General features: G+C 48.4%; 20 protein-coding genes, 1 pseudogene and 1 riboswitch. Of the genes and pseudogenes, 19 read left to right on the top strand and 2 right to left on the bottom strand.

Annotated features, from left to right (window positions below; translation table 11 throughout):
• Positions 1 to 183 precede the first annotated feature (183 nt).
• From C0Q44_RS04495 to C0Q44_RS04480, 4 genes are all read left to right on the top strand, one after another.
• Positions 184 to 738, top strand: coding sequence for a TetR/AcrR family transcriptional regulator (locus tag C0Q44_RS04495; protein WP_105406216.1), 555 nt, complete (start codon positions 184 to 186; stop codon positions 736 to 738).
• Between the two features lie 16 nt (positions 739 to 754).
• Positions 755 to 1,183 (top strand): DUF3995 domain-containing protein, encoded by a 429-nt coding sequence (locus C0Q44_RS04490; protein WP_105406215.1) that lies wholly within the window; start codon positions 755 to 757, stop codon positions 1,181 to 1,183.
• Between the two features lie 170 nt (positions 1,184 to 1,353).
• Positions 1,354 to 1,581, top strand: a complete 228-nt coding sequence (locus C0Q44_RS04485) for a DNA-binding protein (protein WP_105406214.1) — start codon at positions 1,354 to 1,356, stop codon at positions 1,579 to 1,581.
• Positions 1,582 to 1,843: 262 nt separating this feature from the next.
• A complete protein-coding gene (locus C0Q44_RS04480) occupies positions 1,844 to 2,272 on the top strand; it encodes a VOC family protein (protein ID WP_105406213.1) in 429 nt (142 codons plus the stop codon).
• A 75-nt stretch (positions 2,273 to 2,347) separates the two neighbouring features.
• Here C0Q44_RS04480 and C0Q44_RS04475 read toward each other — a convergent pair whose 3' ends face one another.
• Positions 2,348 to 3,211, bottom strand: a complete 864-nt coding sequence (locus tag C0Q44_RS04475) for a hypothetical protein (RefSeq protein ID WP_105406212.1) — start codon at positions 3,209 to 3,211, stop codon at positions 2,348 to 2,350.
• Positions 3,212 to 3,493: 282 nt separating this feature from the next.
• Here C0Q44_RS04475 and ytxJ point away from each other — a divergent pair, with 282 nt between their 5' ends.
• The 12 genes and pseudogenes from ytxJ to C0Q44_RS04420 all read left to right on the top strand — a co-directional run bounded on the left by ytxJ (position 3,494) and on the right by C0Q44_RS04420 (position 15,981).
• Positions 3,494 to 4,021 (top strand): bacillithiol system redox-active protein YtxJ, encoded by a 528-nt coding sequence (gene ytxJ, locus C0Q44_RS04470; protein WP_258166170.1) that lies wholly within the window; start codon positions 3,494 to 3,496, stop codon positions 4,019 to 4,021.
• A gap of 110 nt (positions 4,022 to 4,131) precedes the next feature.
• Positions 4,132 to 4,890 carry a spr1630 family ClpXP-sensitive toxin gene (locus C0Q44_RS04465; RefSeq protein ID WP_017691175.1) on the top strand — a complete coding sequence of 253 codons (759 nt, stop codon included), beginning with the start codon at positions 4,132 to 4,134 and terminating at the stop codon, positions 4,888 to 4,890.
• A gap of 32 nt (positions 4,891 to 4,922) precedes the next feature.
• Positions 4,923 to 6,119, top strand: a complete 1,197-nt coding sequence (locus C0Q44_RS04460) for a spr1629 family repressor/antitoxin (protein WP_105406211.1) — start codon at positions 4,923 to 4,925, stop codon at positions 6,117 to 6,119.
• Between the two features lie 107 nt (positions 6,120 to 6,226).
• A complete protein-coding gene (locus tag C0Q44_RS30060; protein WP_105406210.1) occupies positions 6,227 to 6,409 on the top strand; it encodes a hypothetical protein in 183 nt (60 codons plus the stop codon).
• Positions 6,406 to 6,507 (top strand): potassium-transporting ATPase subunit F, encoded by a 102-nt coding sequence (locus tag C0Q44_RS04450; protein ID WP_105406209.1) that lies wholly within the window; start codon positions 6,406 to 6,408, stop codon positions 6,505 to 6,507. Before C0Q44_RS30060 ends, C0Q44_RS04450 begins: the two co-directional genes overlap by 4 nt.
• A gap of 59 nt (positions 6,508 to 6,566) precedes the next feature.
• Positions 6,567 to 8,245, top strand: a pseudogene (gene kdpA, locus C0Q44_RS04445) (potassium-transporting ATPase subunit KdpA).
• Positions 8,246 to 8,350: 105 nt separating this feature from the next.
• The gene (locus C0Q44_RS30055) at positions 8,351 to 8,500 is read left to right on the top strand and encodes a hypothetical protein (protein ID WP_181150852.1); all 150 of its coding nucleotides are present in this window, start codon (positions 8,351 to 8,353) and stop codon (positions 8,498 to 8,500) included.
• 20 nt (positions 8,501 to 8,520) lie between these two features.
• A complete protein-coding gene (gene kdpB, locus C0Q44_RS04440) occupies positions 8,521 to 10,521 on the top strand; it encodes a potassium-transporting ATPase subunit KdpB (RefSeq protein WP_105406208.1) in 2,001 nt (666 codons plus the stop codon).
• Positions 10,522 to 10,692: 171 nt separating this feature from the next.
• Positions 10,693 to 11,247, top strand: a complete 555-nt coding sequence (kdpC, locus tag C0Q44_RS04435; RefSeq protein WP_258166274.1) for a potassium-transporting ATPase subunit KdpC — start codon at positions 10,693 to 10,695, stop codon at positions 11,245 to 11,247.
• A gap of 91 nt (positions 11,248 to 11,338) precedes the next feature.
• Entirely contained in the window at positions 11,339 to 13,678 is a 2,340-nt protein-coding gene (locus C0Q44_RS04430) for a histidine kinase (RefSeq protein WP_105406206.1), read from the top strand.
• A complete protein-coding gene (locus C0Q44_RS04425) occupies positions 13,644 to 15,278 on the top strand; it encodes an ATP-binding protein (protein WP_258166169.1) in 1,635 nt (544 codons plus the stop codon). The genes C0Q44_RS04430 and C0Q44_RS04425 overlap by 35 nt, the downstream gene beginning before the upstream one ends.
• Before the next feature lies 1 nt (position 15,279).
• The gene (locus tag C0Q44_RS04420; protein WP_105406205.1) at positions 15,280 to 15,981 is read left to right on the top strand and encodes a response regulator; all 702 of its coding nucleotides are present in this window, start codon (positions 15,280 to 15,282) and stop codon (positions 15,979 to 15,981) included.
• Between the two features lie 72 nt (positions 15,982 to 16,053).
• Here the strand turns inward: C0Q44_RS04420 and melA are convergent, their stop codons facing one another.
• Entirely contained in the window at positions 16,054 to 17,355 is a 1,302-nt protein-coding gene (gene melA, locus C0Q44_RS04415) for an alpha-glucosidase/alpha-galactosidase (RefSeq protein ID WP_105406204.1), read from the bottom strand.
• Between the two features lie 203 nt (positions 17,356 to 17,558).
• On the opposite strand from melA, the gene C0Q44_RS04410 reads away from it, so the two are divergent.
• The 3 genes from C0Q44_RS04410 to C0Q44_RS29820 all read left to right on the top strand — a co-directional run bounded on the left by C0Q44_RS04410 (position 17,559) and on the right by C0Q44_RS29820 (position 19,298).
• Entirely contained in the window at positions 17,559 to 18,395 is an 837-nt protein-coding gene (locus tag C0Q44_RS04410; protein ID WP_105406203.1) for an AraC family transcriptional regulator, read from the top strand.
• A 94-nt stretch (positions 18,396 to 18,489) separates the two neighbouring features.
• A riboswitch (cobalamin riboswitch) is annotated at positions 18,490 to 18,688 on the top strand.
• 210 nt (positions 18,689 to 18,898) lie between these two features.
• Positions 18,899 to 19,123, top strand: coding sequence for an ABC transporter permease family protein (locus C0Q44_RS04405; protein ID WP_181150851.1), 225 nt, complete (start codon positions 18,899 to 18,901; stop codon positions 19,121 to 19,123).
• A 13-nt stretch (positions 19,124 to 19,136) separates the two neighbouring features.
• A complete protein-coding gene (locus C0Q44_RS29820) occupies positions 19,137 to 19,298 on the top strand; it encodes a hypothetical protein (RefSeq protein ID WP_219845169.1) in 162 nt (53 codons plus the stop codon).
• The last annotated feature ends 95 nt before the right edge of the window (positions 19,299 to 19,393 follow it).

Genomic DNA, 19,393 nt, shown 5'->3' with positions numbered 1-19,393 from the left:
TGAGGAGACCACCTTTCTGTGAACTGTGTACCCCAATTGGTAGTTATGTCTAACCATTGGGGGCACTTCATCTGAAGGTGGTTTTTTATATGCAACCAATCCATAGCGTGTACAACGACTGCGAATCATTGTAGAATCATAACTATCTAGACGGTACCGTACATAAAAAGAGAGGGGATTAGGATGCCTAAAATTATTGTTACCGAGGAACAGTGGGTCCAGCGAGGTATCGAGCAGTTTGAACAAGGCGGAGTAGAAGAGCTCGTCATAGAGAAAATGGCAGTTTCTTTGGGATGCAGTAAAAGCAGCTTTTATTGGTATTTCAGAAGCCGATCCAGCTTCATTCAACGACTTATTGAGACGTGGAAAGAACGTACCACCCAGCAGGTCATTGCAGATTCCAATGTCCATGCGACCGCAGATGAGCAGATTGTTGACGTGCTGAACCGGATGTTCGGAACCACCCAGCGGGGAGATTTTCTATTTTATCTGCGAAAGTTGTCGTTGAAGGATGAGACCTATCGGGTAATCCTGGATGAAGTGGAGCAGCTGAGAATGGAGTTTATGAAACAACTGTTGATCCAAAAGGGAATGCACCCTGAACAGGCCTTTCAGAAATCATGGATGTTGTACCACTACTACTTGGGTTGGTATGAGCGTCATAAGCAGGAGACGTTAAAGGATGAAGATATCCAGCGACATATTGAACTGATTTGTAAGGAATGGATGTTTAGTTAAGAGGGGGAAGAGTGACATGTTGGGGCTTCTGACTTGGACGACGAGTTTTATTTTGGCAATATTGAGTGGTTTGCATGTCTATTGGGTGCTCGGAGGAACGTGGGGGCTAGAAGCGACTATCCCACACACGGGTAAAGACAGACTCTTTGAGCCCGGGAAGATGGGTACATCTGTTATCGCGTTGCTGTTAGCTTTGGGGGCATGGTTCGTTCTGGAGCTGGGCGGACTGGTGCGAGTACTGTTCTCCTATTCTCTATTGCCTTACGGTGCATGGATATTGTTCATTGTGTTTATGTTCCGTGCCGTAGGAGATTTTAGATGGGTTGGTTTTTTCAAGAGAAAAAAAGGGACTATGTTTGCAAAATGGGATAGTATTTTGTTCTCGCCGCTATGTGTTTTTCTGGCATCAGCGACCTTGGTAATCATGTACCTTCGCACGGATTAAAGCGTTACCGTTCCGAGTAGGCGAGTTTGATCCAAACCGATTGCGCGACGCCAGAATCACTAACATAAATTGGATCTCCATAACGTTTAAGTTACGAACATCACAAATGTGGTATAATAGATATATTCAGCCTGATATAACTGGCTATGGATAGGAGAGGTCGCTGATCTATGCAGGTATTCGAGGACTGGAATCAGAAAGTTAAGAAGACATTTAATGCTACGAACCCCGAGGTAGTATTGACGGTATCTGAAGCGGGAAGTTTGCTTGGTTTGAGTAAAGACCAGATGAAACTGTACGTAGACAAAAACAAACTTACAAAGGTCCCGATCATGAGAAGTGTTCACCGATACCTCTTATTGAAAAGTGAATTAGATAGCATTGTGCAAACGCGATAACGTTATAGGATTGAACACAGCCATTTTACCGACACAACTCGGGAGAGTGGTCTTTTTTTTGGATTAAGGGGGCCGACCACAGGTTGAACAGGTAGTGAAGCGGGGATGGATTAAGAATATCTTGGTCATCCTAACGGTGTAGTCGTCCGCAGAGATAAGTGAAGAAATACATGCTTGTCAAAGGACAACCTGTTCATATATACTCATGTCGCAAGTGGCGTGAATTGTATTATTACATGAGCCCAAGGAGATGAAGAACGCAATGGCAGTTAGCTTGAATGTGTATCTGGTAACAGACGGTAACGGACGTGAAGCGGTAGATTTTTATCAAAAGGCATTTGGAGCGGAAGTGCTCTCCCTTCAAACATTTGGCGACGGTCCATCTGACCCGAATCACCCTATCCCGCCAGAAGCGAAAGACCGTATTATGCATGCTTCTTTGCAGATTGGCAGCTCGGTATTAATGTTGTCCGATACATTTCCAGGTATGCCGCACACGATAGGTAATCATGTTACGGTTACGGTGAACACGGATACTGCGGATGAGGCGAAAGCTATTTTCAACCAGCTGGAAGATGGCGGCGAAGTGAAAATGCCTATACAAGAGACGTTCTGGAGTCCAGCCTACGGTTCGGTTCTCGACAAGTTTGGCGTACAGTTCCAGATTAACGCTACACCTGGACAAGTCTAGCCATTCAATAATGAAACCTCCATCCGTTGCCTTGGGCAACGTGGAGGTTTTTTAGTACCCTTTTCCTCAAAAAAGTTAATCTTCTTTCTGAATCTTGGAAGGGTTGTTAATTTTATAGGGAACCGGGTTGCGGGTCAGTTTCTTCTTGATGATCTTCGCTTCAAATGTGAGAACATCTCCGACCTCTAGCTCCTGTTTCTTGATGGTGGCACTGTGGCTGGACCAAGCTTCACCGATATCGATGACGTCTGGCTCCGTGATGGTAACCGCCTCATAGATGATGATTTCATCGTCATTATCAGAGAAGTGATTCGGGACGGTGGTGAACTCTTTGACCACGGCACTTATCTTCACTTTACCTTCTGGCAGATCGACTTTGACGGCTTTAGACTTGCTTGCTGTTTTGGCTTTCGGTTTGGATTCACTGGCTGCCCCGCTTTGAGGTCCGATATACTCTTCCACCAGCCCATCGGGATCACCTTTCAAACCAGAGGACAGGTCATCTGGGTCCGTGTCGTCCGAATCATCCTCGTCCAGATCGGCTGGCATTTCATCCAGATCCACCAATGTGTCCGTAGCGGTTGCAACGTCAAGAGGGATCTCTTGTTCTGTTTTAGCGGTGGTGGAGGTGTCTATGGTTCGATCTGACCCGGCAGTGCCTATACTTCGTGCATTGTAGCTGGAAGCTTGCATCTCCTTCAGATAGGACGGGTGAATACAATGCTTCTGTCCATTATCCAGTTGAATAACGGCTGCCATGTGATCGACATATCCAATGATGGTGCAGGGCATGTTCAGTCCGTTTCCTTTATAATAGAACGTTTTGAGTTTGGTCGCTTTCGCCGAAAGCAGACCCCACTCCTGACATTTCTCAATCAGCTCGTCTTCGTTCTCCAGCGCAATAAAATCCTGTGGTTCAATCATAAAAGCATATGTCATATGGAATTTCCGCCTTTCCAATCCATTCTTCATGTTCATCGTTTCCAAATTACAATCAGTGTATCACAAATGAGCATTTTGCATAAATCCTAAGAGCGTCTTTCTATCAGCAAGATATAGATCGAGATGGTTGTGTTCCTCTATATGTTGACCCTGAGACGCAGATTATCAGAACCTGCTCACAGATGCCTATGCTATAATCTGATCAGAATATAAGGTTGGAAGTCTTGATGTAGCCTTCATAATACATATCTTGAGAGGATGGTTGGTATGGACAAAAAAGTGAATCATCAAGCTGTCTGGCTTGCGATAGGTACTGCCATGGGAGTCAGCATTGGTGCCGCCACGCAGCAGCTTGCACTCGGGATTGCTTTTGGCGTGGCACTTGGTATGGTGATTGGTTCAGTGGTCAGCAAACGTGCGGGTTCCGACTCGTACGATATGCTGAGTCAACATGTTAGCGAGCTGTACAAACTGGATGACTGGGAAGAGGCGCTTCATCGCTCCCAGGATCATCCAGTGCTTATCCTGAAGCACAGCACGACGTGCCCGACCAGTGCGAGAGCGTACAGAGAGTTTATGGCGTTTGTAGGCACGAATGCGTCAGATCCGAGACAACCCATGGATTACCACCTCGTCAAAGTGATTGAAAACCGTCCGTTGTCCCTTCACATTGCGGGAGAGACCGAGGTTCGCCATGAGTCACCGCAGGTAATTCTTCTCGATCAGGGAAAAGTTGTCCATCATACCTCCCATGGCAAAGTTACAAAAAAGAGATTATTGCAGTGGGCACAGAATCCATTTGGATGAAGTGTATGAGATAGGTTCACTTTAAAAATATCAAAAAAAATCATATCTTTGCACACGAACTTCGATTAAAATATAACTTGTCTTCATATTTATGAATCGGAGTGATCTATATGGAACAATATAAGTTCAAGTCGGAACATAGTCAGATGCTTGTTGATGCTATTGTTGAAGGATACCGCGAATATATTGATCACCGTAAAGATCGGAAGAGAAACATGAAGATTAGTTCAGCCTTTGCCTGGACAAAGGGAAATTTTATTGAGAGCAAAATCGCAGATTATTGCGGTGAACAAGGATTCACTCACAAGAAATCCAAAGCAGGTTTAACATGGGATTATCTCCAGTTCACACATGAAGAATCAAAAGTTCTGTTTCTGATAAAGAACGCAGCCTACTTTAATGAGAATAGTTTTTCCAGTGCCAAGCTACCTACGGGCGTTGACAACAAAGGTGCTTTCCGTACCTATTTACACGATCTCTCCAAGATTAATAACGATCTGGAATTTTCTTTGATTCAACCACGCCGTAATGAACATGGTGAGTTGGAGAGGGTTGAGCAACTTTCTTTTCCAATCTCAGAGAGTCAGGTCAGCCGTGTGAAAGAAGAACTTGAACATCTTGCATCTACATATAATGAGTTTCATATACTCACTTATGCTATTGATGATGCATACCAAATTTCGAAGGTTCAGCATTATCTGCCTAATCCGCATGATAATATCGCTTATTTTATAGAAGATTTATCAGACCTCATCTCTGGTGCTGAACTGGATGATAGTGAACGGGAGGCGCTTACTCCTGATGTGGAAGATATCGTTGATCCGGCAGCTTATGATATTGAAATTTTGGAAGGAGAACAGCGGGGGTGATTCCCTGTGTCGTTCAGTAAGGAGGGAGTAGCATGTTCGTTGGTGAAAATTTGACCAATTTGCGGATCATGCATGGGTATTCGAGAAAACAGCTCTCTGAACAATTAGGTGTGACAGAACAAGCAGTCTGGCAATATGAAAATGCTTATACCTCTCCGAAGGTTCCAATTGTGAATGAGTTGAAACGCATTTTCAGTGTAAAAAGCAAGTATTTTTATACGAAAGATATGCTTACACAGCGTAATAACGCAGCCAACATTGATGTTATGAACATTGCCTATCGTTCGAAAGTGATGAATGTGATATCCAAGACACAGACAGAAGCAAAACATGTAGAATATCTGGACACGTTCATTAATTATATTACCGCTCAGATCAGCCTTCCCACACTGAATATTATCCAATTGCGGGAAGAGGCAATTGAGTATATGAACCATACAGACGATGATCGTACGACTCAGATCCATTATGTTGCCCATCTTGCGAGACAACGGCTGAATATGGAGCCATCCACGAATGAGAACCTGATGTTCCGGATCGAAAAAAGTGGTGTATATGTTTTTGAAAAAGCGATTGGTGAAGAAATTGATGCGTACAGCCTTTGGACACGAAATGATCGTCCGTTTATCATACTGGGCAACATCAAACGTTCTGCGGTTCGTAGGAATTTCGATCTTGCACATGAGCTTGGTCATTTGTTGCTTCATTATCGTCTTGAATTTGTCAATCTGGACCGAAAAGAACACAAATTGATTGAAAATGAAGCTAATCTGTTTGCGGGTGCATTTTTATTGCCCGAAGAAGAGTTTTCATCGGACATGAATGAAATCACTTATAAGACGAATCCCGATCAATATCTTGATTTGAAAAATAAATGGAAGACTTCCCTACAAGTGCTGGGATACAGAGCAGCACATCTAGGAATGATGGAAGCTAAGGATCATCGTAATTTCTATGCGGCGATGCACCGAAGAGGATATCTGGAAAAGGAGCCTTTCGACAGGGAGATTCCACTTCAAAAGCCGATGCGAATTAAAACCATTATTGACCTGCTTTCCAATAAAGGTCTTGTGGATATCCGTTATATGATTGAGGAGGATTGGAAAGTGGAAACTTCCTTCTTTCATCATATGACAGGAATAAACACGGACTTCTTTAACAAGTACATGACGAACAAGCCACAAACTAGTATTCAAAATGTGAGGGAAATGCCTACACGCAGCTCTTGAAATGGACTAGTAGGTAATAGATTGCTCCGTATAAAAACGCTCATAGACCCGGTCTTTTCAGCCCATAGCTGAGGAGAGCGGGTCTTTTTTACGCTTTTTTTACACCCGTGCAGGCATTTCTTTACCCCTTTTTTACAGCGTTTCGTATTACGATTTTACACGTAGCAGGTGCAGAGAACGGTGGAGAGAGGGAGGAAGGGCGCATGGTGAATGATGCCACAATGATTGGATTGGTTGTGCTGCTGTTTGCGTTGTTTTGGGGATTTGTGAAATTCTGCGAGAAGGCTTGAGGACAGAGAGGGGGAGCGGAATGATTGTTATCGGCATGATTGTGCTCGCACTGGTGATGTATCTCGGTTATGTGCTGGTGAAGCCAGAGAAATTCTGATGCTGATGATGTGCGTAATGCGGGAACAAAGGAACGTCGAATAGGGAGGAAATGCGGATATGGGTATCGGTGTAGTGCAAGTAGCGGTGACGCTACTGATCATCCTGCTGCTGGTGAAACCGGTGGGAAAATATGTAGTGAACGTGTTCGATGGACAGCGAACGGGGCTGGATCGGTTTTTTGGCGGACCAGAGCGACTGCTCTATCGAGTGATGGGAGTGCGCGAGAACGAGTCCATGGGCTGGAAAAAGTACCTCACGGCCGTTCTCCTCTCCAACTTCGTGATGTTGGTGTTGATGTTTCTGGTGCTACGACTGCAAAAATACTTACCGCTCAACCCGGATGGGATCGGCAATATGCCATCGGCGCAGGCATTTAATACGGCCGTATCGTTCATGACCAACACGAACTGGCAGTCTTATACGGGCGAGAACGCTCTTTCGTACCTGTCACAGATGCTGGCTGTGACGTTCCCGATGTTTACATCGGCAGCGACGGGATTCGCAGTAGCTATTGCGTTTATTCGTGGGCTGGCAGGTCGCCGAGACGAACTGGGGAACTTTTACGTCGACCTTGTACGGTCGATTACGAGAATTTTTTTGCCGCTGAGCTTCATCGTAGCCTTGTTCCTCGTGTTTCAGGGTGTGCCTCAGACACTCGCGGGAGCGGTGAACGCAACCACGCTGGAAGGCGCGCAGCAGACCATTACACGTGGACTGGTCGCCTCACTGGAATCGATCAAACACATTGGCACCAACGGTGGTGGTTGGTTTGGAACCAATGCTGCACATCCATTTGAGAATCCGACAGCCCTGAGCAATCTGGTGCATATCGTTTGTATGATGCTGTTGCCAACGGCTTTGATATACGCCTTCGGCTTAATGGTCAATAACCGGAAGCAGGGTTGGGCATTGTTCGCGGCCATGAGTTTTCTTTTCCTTGTGATGTTGACCACCGTATTTGTCTCCGAATATCGCGGTGTACCGGCGCTGGATGCAGCAGGCCTTCAGGGCAATATGGAGGGGAAAGAGGTCAGGTTCGGCATACCTGAATCGGCTTTATTCACAGCGGTCACGACGGCGGCTACAACAGGATCGGTCAACAATATGCACGAGTCGCTTACCCCGCTTGGAGGTCTGGTGTCACTCGCCCAGATGATGCTCAATAACGTGTTTGGTGGCAAAGGGTAGGGCTAATCAACGGACTGTTATATGTCATTCTGGCTGTGTTCATCTGTGGATTGATGGTGGGGCGAACACCTGAGTTTCTGGGCAAAAAAATCGAGGGCAAAGAAGTGAAGCTTGCATGCATCGCCTTGCTCATTCATCCTTTGATTATTCTTGTGCCAACCGCTCTCGCGCTTATGCGGCCTGAAGCCATTGCGTCCATCTCCAACGGGGGCATGCATGGCCTGACCGAGGTTCTCTATGCTTTTGCCTCGGGTGCGGCCAATAATGGATCGGCTTTTGCCGGCCTGAATGCCAACACGGACTTTTACAACATCGCGATTGGTATCGTTATGCTGCTGGGAAGGTACGTTTCAATGATCGCCATGCTGGCCATTGCGGGTTCGCTCGCCACCAAACGGGTTGTGCCGGTAACTACAGGTACGCTGCGTACACACACACCTCTATTTGCTGGCATTTTGGTTATGATGATCGTTGTTGTCGGCGCACTCACATTCTTCCCTTCGCTTGCCCTTGGACCGATCGCAGAGCATCTGGCGATGATTCAATGAGTACAGGTTCATGGAGTTAGATACAATCAGGGATATAGATCAATGGTTCATGGTGACGAAAGAAGGTCTGTGTGAGGACACAAAGTATGGAGGTGGCAATGCAAGATGAATGCAGTCGAACGAAAGAAGGAGCAGAGCATGGAACGAATGTATACGGAAACGGAAGTTTACGGGATGAATGGCAATAAACCGGATCGATACCAAGGGGCAAGCCGGATAACAACCGCGGTAATATTCAACGTGATCCAGGATTGAAACGGTCGTTAAGCAAGGATATGATACTTCAGGCTTCACTGGATGCGTTCAAGAAGTTAAATCCGGTGGTCATGATCAAAAATCCGGTCATGTTTATTGTAGAGGTCGGAACATTCATTACGCTGTTGTTATGCATCAATCCAGATCTTTTCAAAGCATCCGAGGCTGGGCGCGGGTATAACATCGCCGTGTTTTTCATTTTGTTGTTCACGCTGCTGTTCGCTAACTTCGCGGAGGCACTTGCCGAAGGCAGAGGTAAAGCACAGGCGGATACGTTACGCAAGACCAAGTCGGACACCATGGCCAATCTGGTGCAGAAGGATGGAACGGTTAGGCAAGTCTCTTCGACCCAGCTGAAAAAAGGCGATATGGTCCGCGTGGAAGTCGGTGAACTGATCCCGACGGACGGTGAAATTACGGAAGGCTTGGCCTCCATTGATGAATCGGCCATTACGGGAGAATCCGCTCCGGTCATCAAGGAAGCAGGAGGCGATTTCTCCTCCGTTACCGGAGGTACCCGCGTCGTATCCGATTACATCGTCATGCGTGTTCAGACTGATCCTGGGGAGTCATTCCTTGACCGGATGATCTCTCTGGTTGAGGGTGCTCAGCGCCAGAAAACACCCAATGAAATCGCGCTGACAACCCTGCTCGCCGTATTAACCCTGATCTTTCTGATCGTCATTCTGACGATGGTCCCGATGGCGAATTATCTGGGTATTCGACTGGATCTGGCGACTCTGATCGCGCTGCTCGTCTGCCTAATTCCAACTACAATCGGGGGATTGCTGTCGGCCATTGGTATTGCCGGAATGGACCGTGTTACGCAGTTTAATGTGCTCGCCATGTCGGGTAAAGCGGTGGAAGCAGCCGGGGATATTGATACGTTGATTTTGGACAAAACGGGAACGATCACATACGGAAACCGTATGGCATCTGAATTCATTCCTGTTCAGGGCATTAGTTCATCAGAGATAACGCAAGCTGCTTTACAGGCATCTGTGCGAGATGAGACCCCGGAAGGACGTTCTATTGTGGAACTGGCAGGGAAACAAGGTCAGAGCTGGGCTGAGACGGAGTATGTGAATGCAGAAAATGTGGCGTTCACGGCAGAGACCCGGATGTCCGGTCTGAATCTGATCAGCGGAGTGAAAATCCGCAAAGGTGCGGTGGATGCGATCAAACGCTATATTGTTTCCGAAGGAGGCCTTATACCAGGTGATCTGGATGAGATCGCCAATCGTATTGCGAAGGCCGGAGGTACGCCGCTGGCTGTAGCCATCGATGAACGAATCTATGGTGTGATCTATCTGAAAGACACTGTGAAGCCAGGGCTGAAAGAGAAGTTCGCCGAGATGCGCGCCATGGGCATCAAGACCATTATGTGTACAGGCGACAATCCGCTGACCGCAGCGACTATAGCGCTGGAAGCGGGCGTGGATGATTTTATTGCCGAAGCGAAGCCCGAGGACAAGATTGCGGCGATCAAAAAAGAGCAGCAGGAGGGCAAACTCGTCGCCATGACGGGCGACGGTACGAACGATGCTCCTGCTCTGGCGCAGGCCGATGTGGGCCTGGCGATGAATTCGGGCACCATGGCGGCCAAGGAAGCGGCCAACATGATTGATTTGGACTCCGACCCGACCAAGCTTTTGTCGGTCGTCTCCATTGGCAAGCAGCTGCTGATTACACGCGGCGCACTCACAACCTTTTCGATATCCAATGATATCGCCAAATATTTTGCGATCATTCCAGCTATGTTTATTCTCGCCATGCCGCAGCTTCAGGCGCTGAATATTATGAATCTGGCTTCACCGCAGTCGGCGATCCTGTCGGCGCTAATCTTCAACGCCATTATTATTCCACTACTCATTCCCATAGCGATGAAAGGGGTCAAGTACCGGGCGATGTCAGCCGAACGGCTGCTAGGTCGCAATGTGTTCATCTATGGCGTAGGCGGTGTGATTGTACCTTTTATCGGGATTAAGCTGATTGACCTGGTTCTGTCTAGGATTCTTTAATCAAGATAACAACAGAGAAATTAAAATAAAAACGATAGAGTCTTGTAAAGCATCGGAGTCGTTATAGTCTGAGTTGAATCGTTGAGACTTCGGAACAGTGATAAGATGTTGTGCAACTTGTATCGAAAATGTTTTTTTATAATATGAAACCAGGAAGTGATCTGTGTGAACATGTTCTTGCCCGCCATACGGTTATCCGTCGTACTTATGCTGATCTGCGGTCTAATTTACCCGCTCGTAACAACTGGCGTAGCCCAACTTCTCTTTCCTGCGCAGGCGAATGGAAGCTTGATTACGCAAGATGAGATAATCATTGGCTCGTCATTGCTTGCGCAGGAAATACAATCGCCGGGGTTGTTCCAGCCCCGGGCATCGAATGCCGGTTATGACCCAACGGCTTCAGCCGGTTCGAATCGCGCCGTAGCTTCAGAGGAGTATATCAGCGAGATGAAGGAAAAGATGGCTCGGCTTAGGCAGGAAAACCCGGAATTGCAGCAGATCCCCGCTGATCTCGTGACGGGTTCAGGCTCGGGTCTTGACCCAGATCTCTCTCCCGAAGCCGCTGAGGCGCAGATCCCGCGTATTAGCGAAGCTACAGGGCTTAGTGAACAGCAGCTTATGCAAATTGTAAATGAGCATACGGAAGGCCGTCAGATGGGTATTTTCGGGGAACCGCGTGTGAATGTAACGGCTCTAAATATGGCGCTGACAGCAAAACTGGAATAACGGACGAATGTATTAGCCTGCTCACGATATATCGGGAGGGGCTTTCTCCATTTTTTTCTTCATATTTTAATAAGAAAGGGGGAGAGGACGGATGGAAGAAAGCTTCAAGCGCAAGTCACCGGAAGAGATGTTGAAGATGATTACGAAGCTGCAGCAGGGTACGCTCAAAATTTACATCGGCCCAGTCAGCGGATCGGGCAAAACGTATCACATGCTACGGGAAGGGAACACGTTGTGCCAACAGGGCATAGATGTGGTCATCTGTGCCGTGTCCACGATGCGCAGACCGGAAACGGTGGAGCAACTTGGCGCACTCGAACGGATTCCAAGCATTCACTGGTTGCGCCAGAGTGATAATGTAGAGATGAAGGATCTGAACCTGGATGCACTATTGGCGCGTAATCCGGAGGTTGTGCTGGTGGATGGTCTGGCACATCGCAACAGAGAAGGCGCTCGGCATGCTACCCGGCTGGAGGACATTCAGTTCTTGCTCCGACACAACATCAGTGTCATGACGACGGTGAATGTGTATGAACTGGAAGGCTATACCGAGCTGGCCCGACAACTTACGGGTATCGCAGCAGAATATACCGTACCCGCGGATACGTTGGAACTTGCGGATGAAGTGAAGCTGATTGATGTCACGCCGGAAACGATACTGAGCCGTCTTGCAGAGGGTCATTTGCAGGGGCATGAGGGTGAAGCTATATTTCGTCAAGGTAATTTGGGTATTCTGCGCGAACTGGCCCTGAGATTGGTTGCGGAAGGGGTGAATGAATCCCTGCGCGAGCATCGGGTGGAGATGGGAATTACCATTACAACAGGCATCATGGAGCGAATTCTGGTGTTCACACAATATCATTGGAACGGCTCGATCTACATTCGGCGCGGACAACAGATTGCCAAACGGCTGAATGGTGATTTGTGCGCTGTTGTTTTTCGGAATATGAAGCAGCCATTAACCAAGGAAGCAACCGTATTTCGGCGCAATATGATCAAGCTGGTGGAGAAGTTTGGCGGCCATATGGAGGAGTTGTCTATATTACACCGTCGCAATATCCCGTCTACGCTCGCGCGTTACGCGATGGAGCAACAGATTACCCGGATTGTAATGGGACACTCCCGGCGTACGCGCTGGCAGGAACTGTGGCAAGGGTCCGTTGTTAACTCGCTGCTACGCAGACTACGTGGTGTCGACCTGTTTCTGGTTGCTGATCGAGCGGCCCGGGAGGGTGAACGTGTGGTTCCGGCCAAGGTAACCGATGTGGAGTCACTGACATACCGCAGACTAAGCGAGCAGGAAATGAAGGAACAGATTGGCCAGATTCAGCGTGGTACATTCAAAATATATATCGGAGCCGCACCCGGTGTAGGCAAAACCTACATGATGCTGCGGGAAGGCAATGATTTGCTCCGTAAAGGTATCGATGTGCAGATCGGCTTGCTGGAGACACATGGGCGGGCGGAAACCGTGGAGCAGATGGGCCACCTGTCTGTGATCCCTCGCGCGCAACGCGTTTATCAGGGAACTCGTCTGGAAGAGATGGACACCGAGGGAATTCTGCGTCTTTGTCCGGAAGTGGTGCTTGTGGATGAACTTGCGCATACGAATGTACCCGGAAGTGTCCGGCAAAAGCGTTATGAAGATGTCCTGCTCCTGCTGAATGCAGGCATCTCGGTGATTACCACCATGAATGTACAGCATCTCGAAAGTCTGAATGATGCTGTTGAACATATTACCGATGTTCGTGTCCGCGAGACCGTACCCGATCGGATCATTCAGATGGCGGATGAGGTGCAGTTGATTGATGTGGCGCCTCAGGCCTTGCGGCAGCGCATGAGGGAGGGTAAAATCTATGCAACTACCAAGGTCGAGCAAGCCCTTGCGAATTTCTTCAAAATCGGCAATCTGATTGCCTTGCGTGAACTTGCTTTGCGTGAACTGGCGGACGACGTGGATGAACGGCTTGAAGCACAGCAGGCCAAAATCGCACTTCGAGGACCTTGGCGCAGACAGGAAGTGGTCTTCGTATGTGTAAGCAGTGATCATCATGCCGAGCGGCTGATCCGGCGCGGATTCCGTATGGCTTATCGTCTAAAAGCCATCTGGCATGTACATCATATCCACATCGGTGAATCCATGAGCGACGAAGTGAAGTGCCATCTGGAAGCGTTGGAGCAGCTGACCATTCGGCTTGGCGGTCAATTTCACATCCACCATAGTCCAAAGCTACGGGATATACCTGGGATTTTGTCAAGAAAGGCATCGGAGGCGCGAACAACCCAGTTGGTTGTCGGGCAGGCAAGACGAGAATGGTGGCTGAATGGCTACCGCGGCTCAGGTTCGGTGGTCAACCGACTTGTACGCTTGTCGCGGCATCTGGATGTATTGATCGTTGCAGATTACGATGATGAACGGAGCGGGATGTGAATGGATGTTGTCTAAACGAATAAAAAAAGAAACGCGGGCATCCCATGGGAAACGGGTTCCGGCATATGTATGGGTGACCCTCGGGGTGACGCTGCTAACCTTGCTGCTTCATGCCATCGGTATGAGTGGTGATTTGGTTAATGTAGCGCTGATATACCTATTTCCCGTACTGGTGAGTGCCGTGTATTGGGGAATGGGGCCAGCTATATATGCTGCGAGTTTTAGCGTCATTATGTTTGACTTCTTTTTTGTACCACCATATCTGAGCTTTACGGTTGAGGATTTGAGATATCTCATCTCCTTTGTCGTGTATCTTGCGGTGGCAATTTTAACTGCGAGTCTTGCAGGTCGATTGAGACAACAGCTGGAGATGGTAAAAGCACGTGAGGCCACGACTAACTCCCTATACGCATTGAGTCGTCAGATGACAGTCATTACGGATCTGAATACGTTGCTGGTTAATATTGCAACCCAAGTGTCACTTACCCTGGGTAAGCCGACGGCTGTGTATCTTCCGGATGAACAAGGGGAACTGCTGGTTACAAGATCTTCCGTATCCGCATCAGAAGGGGAAAAGGATGGTTGGGGGGATGGGCAGTCGGAGATTGCCATTGCCAAATGGGTATATCATCACGGACAGATCGCTGGTAGAGGATCATCCGCTTTGCGTGAATCTCCCGGCCTTTACGTGCCGCTACGCACAGAGGAGCAGATTCATGGCGTGCTCGCCGTGAGCATGGACGCTGGCGAGGTTCATGAGCAACAAGAACAGCTTCGTCTGCTGGAAGCATGCGGAGGTCTGGCGGCAGGTGCCATTGCCCGAGTGAAGCTGGCGGAAGAGGCCCGATTGGCACAGATTACTGCGGAATCAGAGCGTATACGCACAGCGCTGCTCGATTCTGTCTCCCATGAATTACGCACACCCCTGACCGCTATTATCGGCTCGGCTACGGGAATGTTGGAGAATGACACGCTTTTTACACCCGAGGATCGGAGAGAATTAACAGGCAACATTCGGGACGGGGCCTTGCGCATGAATCGTCTCGTCACGAATCTGCTGGGTATGGTTCGGCTGGAGAGCGGCATGTTGCAACTGAACCGGAAATGGTGTGACGTGGGAGATATGATCAGCGTTGTACTGACACAGGTTCGGGAATTCAGTCCGCATCCCAACATTCAAGTTGAACTTCCTGATGATCCGGCCTTCATCTACGGAGATGAAGTATTACTGGAACAGGTGCTGGTTAATATCGTCAGCAATGCCATCAAATATTCGCCTGATGAGAGTCTGATTATCATCACTGTGGCGAGTGATATGAGTCCGAGTCAATTGACAATCAGGGTCGCTGATCAAGGCATCGGTATACCGGAAGCGGAAAGAACACGTATATTTGAGAAGTTCTATCGCTCGGAGTCTACTCAGCATGTCACAGGAACGGGGCTTGGTCTGGCGATCTGCAAAGGCATTGTGGAAGTCCACGGAGGTACCATTGTGGCAGAGCCGAATCCGGGCGGGGGAACGAGAATACGCATAGATATCCCTATGGAGGCTCACGGACCACGGTTTCCCTATTCAGAACAAGGAGAGGTTGAAGAATAACATGAACGCACCACTAGGGGCTCGCATACTGGTGATTGATGATGAGCCGCAGATTCGCAAATTGCTCAAGGTCACCCTTCAGGCACACCAATTCGAACTCCACGAGTGTGGAGATGGGGAAGAGGGCGTTATTCAGGCCAGTATTGTACATCCGGATCTGATCATCCTTGATCTCGGCTTGCCGGGCATGTCCGGCATGGAGGTGCTGCGCCGAATCCGCGAGTGGTCGCAGGTACCTATTATCGTGCTAACAGCGAAGGATCAGGAGGGAGACAAAATTGCCGCGTTGGATGGTGGTGCAGATGATTATGTGACCAAACCGTTCGGGATGGGTGAGTTGGTCGCTCGTATTCGGGTTGCGTTACGTCATGTAGCCAAAACGGCGGATGAGCCAATACTGCGCTTCGGGTCACTCACGATTGATCTGGCCCAAAGGCAGGTCGAACTGGAGGAGGCCATAGTGAAATTAACCCCAACGGAATATGAGATGCTGAAGGTACTCGCCTCCAATGCGGGGAAAATCATCACCCAGCGTCAGCTTTTGCAGCAAGTATGGGGAGGGCATCATCATGAGTCTGACAGTCATTACCTTCGGATATATGTGGGACATCTGCGCAAAAAATTAAATGAAGATCCGACGAATCCCCGATATATTCAAACGGAGCCGGGCATTGGGTATCGTTTTTTGCTCCCAGCCGAATAAGGTTCAATTGCAAACGAACCAAACGAATAAAGCACCGTCCCCTTTAGCTGCAAAGGAAACGGTGCTTTTATATTATGACGTGTATTTTGGTAACCAGTCGCCATGAGCCTCAATCAACTCATCACACATTGCTACGATGTCGTCGATGGACAGTTCGGCCGCCGTGTGCGGATCAAGCATGGCGGCATGATAGATATGTTCCTTCTTACCAGTGATTGCTGCTTCGATCGTCAGCAGCTGAGTGTTGATGTTTGTCCGGTTCAATGCCGCGAGTTGTGGAGGCAGGTCACCAATGTACGTAGGGCTGATTCCTGATCCATCGACCAGACAAGGTACCTCAACACAGGCCTCGCGTGGCAGGTTCGTAATCAGTCCGTTGTTCATGACGTTGCCGCCAATTTTGTAAGGTTGGTTCGTCTCCATGGCTTCCATGATATGAGAAGCGTATTCATGGCTACGGGTGTGTTCAATGTTTTCACTAGCGAACAGTTTACCACGCATTTCCTTCCAGCCTTCAATCTGGTTCACACAGCGGCGTGGATACTCATCCAGTGGAATGTTGAAGCGTTCGATCAGTTCAGGGTAGTTGCGTTTGATAAAATAAGGGTGGTACTCAGCACTGTGCTCGGAGGACTCCGTTACATAATAGCCAAAACGCTGCATCAGCTCAAAACGAACCATGTCGTCATGCTGTTCTTTCTGTTTTTCCTTCGCCAGACGTTTAATTTCGGGGTACAGATCCTGACCATCTTTTGTGACTTCGAGCAGCCACGCCATGTGGTTGATGCCTGCAATTTTGGCTACGACACCCGTCTGATCGATCCCCAGTGCATCAAACAGATGTGGTACACATACCTGCACGCTATGACACAATCCTACGGTTTTGATCCCGCCATGCACGTTCATGACGTTGGTAAGCACGGCCATCGGGTTGGTATAGTTCAGGAACCAGGCATCCGGACATACTTCCTGCATATCCCGGGCAAAATCCAGCATGACTGGAATCGTCCGCAAGTTACGGAAAATTCCGCCGATACCGAGTGTGTCTGCAATCGTTTGACGCAGTCCGTATTTATTCGGAATCTCGAAGTCCGTAATGGTGCATGGATCATACCCACCCACTTGAATGGCGTTGATGACATATTTGGCTCCGCGCAGCGCTTCTTTGCGGTCATGATATACGTTAATGACACAACGACTTCCAATCGAACGGGCCAGACTGGTCAGCAAACGTTCGGAGTCACTCAAACGTTCAGCATCGATATCATACAGTGCCAGTTCAAAATCCTGCAGTGCTTCGGTCATCATGACATCACCCAATACATTTTTAACAAAGACGGTGCTGCCTGCACCGAGAAACGTAATTTTATTCATTTAAGTTCAGCCTCCCTGAAAAATGTTGTACCCCAACTATAGGCCGATCTGGCGTATATAACTATGGCTCAACCTCTCTCAAACATGGCATAATCCCATTTTTGTTTTCGCTTTCTATTCAAATTCGTGCGCTTCAGCTGTTATAATGTATGATGGACACGTGAGAGAGAGCAAACGGTGGATGGTACGGAAGGAGGCGGAGCATGAGCCGAAAAGTGGAGATGAACGTTGTTCCTGTTGGATGGACGCAGATGGAGCTGGTCCTGTTGTTCTTTGGTTGGGAGGCGTGTGATCCTGCGCATTATTGGGGGCCAGGTGTACGGGATTCTTACATTGTGCATTACATCCATGAAGGCTGGGGTACCGTGTACATGGAAGGTCGGGAATATCACTTGACTCAGGGGCAAGGGTTCGTGATTTTACCGGATACGGTTATTCATTATGAAGCTGATTCGCAGGAACCCTGGACCTATTCGTGGTTTGGTTTCAAAGGTGTCCAGGCAAAGGCTTTTCTGCAGCGCGCACAACTAAGCTCGGAACACCCGGTATTCAGTGCCCATGATGCAGACACGATGGCCCATTTATATGACGATATGGTACAGGCTACAACGCGCTCGCATCCGGGAGGCGATGTTCTCTATCAAAGCCTGCTGTATCGTATGATCGCTGAATTGATCTCATCCTCGCCTGATCTGGAAGAAGACAGCCAGCTCTTGTCTAGCAAAGAGACGTACATTCGGCAGGCGGTTCAGTTCATGGAGACTCGGTACAGCCAGCGAACGTCCATTCTGGACATTGCCCGGGCTGTAGGGCTGGATCGAACGTACCTGTCTGGGCTGTTCAAGGAGCGATATGGCAAGTCGCTGCAGTCCTTTTTTCTGGAATATCGCATGAACCGGGCTGCAGAGTTGCTTCGTAATCCCGCTCTTTCTGTGAGCGAAGTAGCCCATTCGGTAGGCTACACGGACCCGCTATTATTTTCCAAGATGTTCAAACGGGTGACGGGTGTGTCGCCAAAGGGTTCACGAATGCGAGATTAGATGTATTGATGACTGCAATTTGAAAAGAAAAGTTTCGATCATTATCTGTCGTCCCGCTATACTGATACAAGTGATATGAAATGAAGTAAGTTCAATTAAATATGTGGAACTTGGTGCTTCGCCCGTCCGGGCGAAAGCTTAATAGGGAAGTCCGGTGTAATACCGGCGCGGTCCCGCCACTGTAACAGCGAAGTCAGGTAGCGCATATCCACTGGTCTGGGTTTTAGACCGGGAAGGAGCTGCAATGACGATGATGCTGGAGCAAGGAGACCTGCCAGGTTTAACAAACACAGTAGTACCCTACGGGAGATAGGAAGGTGTTTAGAGAGCATGATTTTTTCTGAAAATCTGTTTATTTAAGGCGTCCTCATCCAGTAACACGGAGAGGGACGCCTTTTTAATATGGACGGAGAACATCATGGCACATACATAAAGTTTTGGGGAAGGATGTTTGAGCACTTGAGCAGATATATCGTTAAACGTGTATTAGTACTGGTGCCGTATTGTTCGGCATCACGTTTCTGACGTTCCTGCTAACCTATCTGTCTCCTGGAGATCCAGCCAGACTTATGCTCATGTCTACAGGTGTAACGCCATCGGATGAATTGGTCAGGCAGGTGAGGTCAGAGCTTGGATTGGACCAACCCTTTCTCTACCGATACGGGACATGGCTGGGACAGGTGGTGACCGGAGACTTCGGTACGTCATATAAATACATATCAGGGTGAAATAGTCGAGGTTGTGGAGAGTTCACAACTGACCAGTTCAGCGAATCATCCTTATACTCGGAGTCTGATGGCATCGGTGTTGTCCGTGAGGGAAATGGAGCATCAGATGCAGGCGCAGAAGCAAGAAAAGAAACAAGAGCAGGAGCAGGTTCTTCGGAAGATTCTGTCAGGCTAACATCGATGTGCGGGGTTATGTTATAAGTCTAAGTCAGGTTATACAAAGAGAATGATGCAAGAAGGGTTCCCCTAAAAGTCGATAGATGACTTTCA

Origin of the sequence: Paenibacillus sp. PCH8 (assembly GCF_002968835.1) — a bacterium.
Classification (GTDB): domain Bacteria; phylum Bacillota; class Bacilli; order Paenibacillales; family Paenibacillaceae; genus Paenibacillus.
This window is presented reverse-complemented; position numbering and strand designations above follow the sequence as displayed.

Coding starts and splice junctions, on each gene's coding strand:
- C0Q44_RS04495 (WP_105406216.1), top strand. CDS start 184: ATGCCTAAAATTATTGTTACCGAGGAACAGTGGGTCCAGCGAGGTATC.
- C0Q44_RS04490 (WP_105406215.1), top strand. CDS start 755: ATGTTGGGGCTTCTGACTTGGACGACGAGTTTTATTTTGGCAATATTG.
- C0Q44_RS04485 (WP_105406214.1), top strand. CDS start 1,354: ATGCAGGTATTCGAGGACTGGAATCAGAAAGTTAAGAAGACATTTAAT.
- C0Q44_RS04480 (WP_105406213.1), top strand. CDS start 1,844: ATGGCAGTTAGCTTGAATGTGTATCTGGTAACAGACGGTAACGGACGT.
- C0Q44_RS04475 (WP_105406212.1), bottom strand. CDS start 3,211: ATGACATATGCTTTTATGATTGAACCACAGGATTTTATTGCGCTGGAG.
- C0Q44_RS04465 (WP_017691175.1), top strand. CDS start 4,132: ATGGAACAATATAAGTTCAAGTCGGAACATAGTCAGATGCTTGTTGAT.
- C0Q44_RS04460 (WP_105406211.1), top strand. CDS start 4,923: ATGTTCGTTGGTGAAAATTTGACCAATTTGCGGATCATGCATGGGTAT.
- C0Q44_RS30055 (WP_181150852.1), top strand. CDS start 8,351: ATGAATGCAGTCGAACGAAAGAAGGAGCAGAGCATGGAACGAATGTAT.
- kdpB (WP_105406208.1), top strand. CDS start 8,521: ATGATACTTCAGGCTTCACTGGATGCGTTCAAGAAGTTAAATCCGGTG.
- kdpC (WP_258166274.1), top strand. CDS start 10,693: ATGTTCTTGCCCGCCATACGGTTATCCGTCGTACTTATGCTGATCTGC.
- C0Q44_RS04430 (WP_105406206.1), top strand. CDS start 11,339: ATGGAAGAAAGCTTCAAGCGCAAGTCACCGGAAGAGATGTTGAAGATG.
- C0Q44_RS04420 (WP_105406205.1), top strand. CDS start 15,280: ATGAACGCACCACTAGGGGCTCGCATACTGGTGATTGATGATGAGCCG.
- melA (WP_105406204.1), bottom strand. CDS start 17,355: ATGAATAAAATTACGTTTCTCGGTGCAGGCAGCACCGTCTTTGTTAAA.
- C0Q44_RS04410 (WP_105406203.1), top strand. CDS start 17,559: ATGAGCCGAAAAGTGGAGATGAACGTTGTTCCTGTTGGATGGACGCAG.